Source organism: Aeromicrobium sp. REDSEA-S32_B7 (assembly GCF_001626145.1).
GTDB lineage: Bacteria > Actinomycetota > Actinomycetes > Propionibacteriales > Nocardioidaceae > Aeromicrobium > Aeromicrobium erythreum.
The window spans coordinates 1-3,835 of sequence record NZ_LUNF01000249.1 but is presented as its reverse complement, the minus strand read 5'-3'; the positions used below and the strand labels follow the sequence as shown (position 1 = coordinate 3,835).

At 74.5% G+C, this 3,835-nt stretch carries 2 protein-coding genes and 2 pseudogenes; 3 read left to right on the top strand and 1 reads right to left on the bottom strand.

The window, feature by feature from the left end; all coding sequences use genetic code 11:
- Positions 1 to 380: pseudogene (locus A6Q79_RS15685) on the bottom strand (amidohydrolase); the annotation flags it as partial.
- Between A6Q79_RS15685 and A6Q79_RS15680 the strand changes: the two are divergent.
- The 3 genes and pseudogenes from A6Q79_RS15680 to A6Q79_RS15670 all read left to right on the top strand — a co-directional run.
- On the top strand, positions 330 to 989 hold the full coding sequence (locus A6Q79_RS15680; protein ID WP_317698728.1) for a MoxR family ATPase: 660 nt from the start codon (positions 330 to 332) through the stop codon (positions 987 to 989). The pseudogene A6Q79_RS15685 and the gene A6Q79_RS15680 overlap by 51 nt on opposite strands.
- A gap of 8 nt (positions 990 to 997) precedes the next feature.
- A complete protein-coding gene (locus A6Q79_RS15675; protein WP_067857536.1) occupies positions 998 to 2,479 on the top strand; it encodes a VWA domain-containing protein in 1,482 nt (493 codons plus the stop codon).
- A gap of 178 nt (positions 2,480 to 2,657) precedes the next feature.
- Positions 2,658 to 3,835 (top strand): annotated as a pseudogene (locus A6Q79_RS15670) (hypothetical protein); the annotation flags it as partial.

Here is a 3,835-nt window from a genome sequence, read left to right as displayed (position 1 = left end):
GAGGGGGCGAGGTCGCCGGAGTCGCGGGAGATCCAGTCCCCCACGAGCTTGACCCAGCCGTCACCGCGCCGCGCCTCCTGGACGACGTACGCCGGGAGGTCGGCCGGCTCGACCTCGTGCGCGTAGTTGCGGATGTAGCGCTTCGTGCGCGCGATGTGCCGCCCGGCGCGGATCAGGCGCGGCAGGTCCTCGCGCTCCTGGACCCAGCGGGTGTCGGCGGGCGAGCCGCCATCGCGCAGCAGCAGGGCCCCGGTGTCGCGGTCGGCGAGCGCCTGCGCGAGCGTGTCCTCCTCGCTGACCGCCCCACCGTCCTCGAGGCCGAGGTGGTTGTGGGCGTCGACGAGGCCCGGGCGCTGTACGAGTGGAACCACGCCAAGCAGCTGCTGCGCATCACCGCGGGACGCGACGAGTCGTGGGACGAGGCCCGCACCGACGTGTTCAGCGAGGAGTTCCTGCTCCCCCGCCCGCTCCTGACGGCGATCCGTCGGACGGAGCCCACCGTCCTGCTCGTCGACGAGACCGACAAGGCCGACGTCGAGATCGAGGGGCTGCTGCTGGAGGTGCTCGGCGACTTCCAGGTGACGGTGCCCGAGCTCGGCACGATCCGCGCCACCCGCCGCCCGTTCGTGGTGCTCACCTCGAACGCCACGCGCGAGCTGTCGGAGGCGCTGCGTCGGCGCTGCCTGTTCCTGCACGTCGACTTCCCGGACCCTGAGCTGGAGCGGCGCATCGTCGAGCTCAAGGCCCCGGGCCTCGACGACGCGGTGTCGGCCTCGCTGGTGCGCGTGGTCAACGCCCTGCGCGCGATGCCGCTGCGCAAGACGCCGTCGGTCTCGGAGACCATCGACTGGGCGCAGACGCTGCTCGCCCTCGGGGGCCGGCTCGACGACGACGCCGTGCAGCAGACGCTCGGCGTCGTGCTGAAGCACCACGAGGACATCGAGAAGGCGCGCGAGACGCTCGACGTCGGCGCCGCGCTCGAGGTCTGAGCGGCCGCGTGGACGACGTCAGCGGGACGGCAGCGGTCGGCGAGGACCTCGCCGGCCGGCTCGTCGCGTTCGCGACCGCCCTGCGCTCGAAGGGCATGCAGGTGGGCACCAGCGAGGTCGTCGACGCCGGACAGGTGGCGACGGTGCTCGGTCTCGAGGACCGGGCGCTCCTGCGCGAGGGCCTGGCATCCGCGCTGGTGCGCCGCGGTGGTCAGCGCGAGGTCTTCGACATGACCTTCGACCTGTTCTTCCCCACGGGCGTCGGCGCGTCGGCGAGCGTCGCCGAGCACGACGGGCCGCTCGACACCGAGGACCTGCGCGACCTGCTGGTCATGGCCCTGGCGGACGGCGACCTGCGCACGCTCGAGCAGCTCGCCGAGCTGGCCGTCGACGCGCTGGGCACGGTGGGGACGCCCGGGACGGGCAGCACGGGCTGGTCGGCGTTCCAGACCCTCGACAGGATGGCTCCGCAGACGGCGATCGCCCGCGCCCTCGCCCTGCGCGGCGCCGGCGGCGAGGGCGCGTCGGGCCAGGGCCAGGGTGGCTCGGGGCCAGGTCGAGGGCCCGGCGGTGCCCAGGGTCCTGCCGCGCAGTCCGGCGACGGGGACGTCGACGCCACGCCGTTCACCGACCGCCTGGAGCGTGACGAGGTCCGGCGGCTCGTGGAGGCGTTCCGCCAGATGGTGGCGTCCGAGGCTCGACGTCGGACCGCGGAGTCGCGCGGGCGCGACACGATCCTGCGGCACGCCGTGCGCAGCACGAGCGAGCACGTCGACTTCCTGAGCGCCAACCGTCAGCAGCTCGAGGAGCTGCGGGTGGCGGTCGGTCCGCTGTCGCGTCGGCTCGCGACCCGGCTGTCGGCCCGACGACGCGCGTCGCAGCGCGGACGGATCGACGTCCGCCGGACGATGCGCAAGGCGCTGTCGACCGGTGGCGTCCCGATCGTGCCCGTCCACGCCCGGCCGCACCCGGGACGACCGGAGCTGGTGCTGCTGTGCGACGTGTCGGGGTCGGTGGCGGGGTTCTCGGCGTTCACGATGCTGCTCGTCCGTGCGTTGAGCGACCAGTTCAGCAAGGTGCGCGTGTTCGCCTTCGTGAACGCCACTGCGGAGGTGACCGACATCGTCAAGGACGGGGGCGACCTGGCGGCGCGCATCGCGGCCGAGGCGCGCGTGACCTCCTGGCACGGCTCGAGCGACTACGGCGAGGCGTTCGCGGACTTCGCCGAGCACCACCTCGACGCCGTCGGTCCGCGGACGAGCGTGCTGGTGCTGGGCGACGCGCGGAACAACAACCAGCCCCTCGGCCTGCCCGCGCTCGCTGCGGTGGCGGACCGCGCGCGCCGCACGTTCTGGCTGAACCCCGAGCACCCGACCCGGTGGGGTCTCGGCGACTCCGTGGCACCCGAGTACGCCCAGGTCGTGCCCATGCACGCCTGCAGCACCATCGCCCAGCTCGAGGCCTTCGTCGGCCGTCTGCTCCCGACCTGAGCGGGTGTCCCGGGGCCTTCGCCCGCAGGTCCCGGACGGCCCCGGGACGTTGTCCCGAAGATTCTCAATTTAAATCAGGACCAAAGTCCCGACCTGTGGTTGAGTTCGTCCCACGAGCAGCGTCGCGGACGGGAGACCGCGTGCTGCGCCAGGGAGAAGAACACCAAGGTGGCACGTCATGGGAGAACGCACCATCGCCCCCGGGGGGTGGGTGCCGCGCATCGGCATCCACCTCCTGTCGGGGGTGCTCGCGGTCGGCGCGATGGCCGCTCCGGCCTCCGCCGCGCTCGCTGGAGCCCCCGCGCGCTCGCTCGACCCGGGGCCGGCCACCGCGACGACCGCCTCGGCCACGACCTCCCCCACGACGGCGCAGGTCCTGCGCAACCACGACTTCGCCGCGGGCCGTGCGTCGTGGCACCCCGGCGACCGTGCCCGCCTGGCGGTCCAGCAACGCTCGTCCCGTCGTGCGCTCGTCGTGAAGAACCACTCGCCCCGCACCCGTGACGTCGCGGCGCAGAGCAGCTCCAGCCTGCTGGCCTTCCCCGCGGGCACCCGGGTCACGGTCACCGCACCGATGGCGTCGGGCCTGCGCGGCGGCCGGCTGGCCCTACGGGTCACCGAGCGACGCACGTCGGGCGCGACCCGCATCGTCACCGGACGCGCCGTGCCGGGCAGCTGGACGTACCGCACCGTCTCCACCACCCTGACCATCGCGCACGAGGGCAGCCGGATCGCCGTCCGCCCGGTGCACACCCGCACCCGCGGGCACGCCCGGTTCTTCGTCCGCCCGGTGCGCGTGCGCGCGGTGCTGCCGCCGGGCCGTGCCGGCGAGTGGGTGCCGAACAGCACCTGCCGCTCCGGCGCACTCGGCTGGACGACGTCGCCGAACGCCTTGCTCTCCGGCGTCGACGCGCCCGAGCGCGTCTGCCAGCTGCGCGCCAGCGGGAGCGGGAACCTCACGGCCACCTCGCGTCGGTCGGGCGACCGCCTGGAAGCCGGCTCGCTCGTGCACGTCGCGAGCCAGGTGTCGACGGTGGGCGGCGCGCGTCCCGTGCGCCTGACCCTGCAGGAGGTGGCGACCGACGGCAGCGTCGTCCAGTCGTTCAGCGGCTCCCGCGACGCCGTGACCGACTGGGCCTGGCTGGGCGCGCGGCTGCGCACCGAGCGCTCCGGCAGTCGCATCCGGGTCGTCTACCGCGGCGACGGCCTCGCGCGCGGCGCCGCCCTCCGGTTCCGCGGTGCGGACGTGACGGTGACGTCGCCGTCGACACCGGCCCCCCAGCCGACGCCGTCCGAGCCGACGCCCACGCAGCCGACCCCCACGGACCCGGGCCCGACGCCCGAGCCCACGACGCC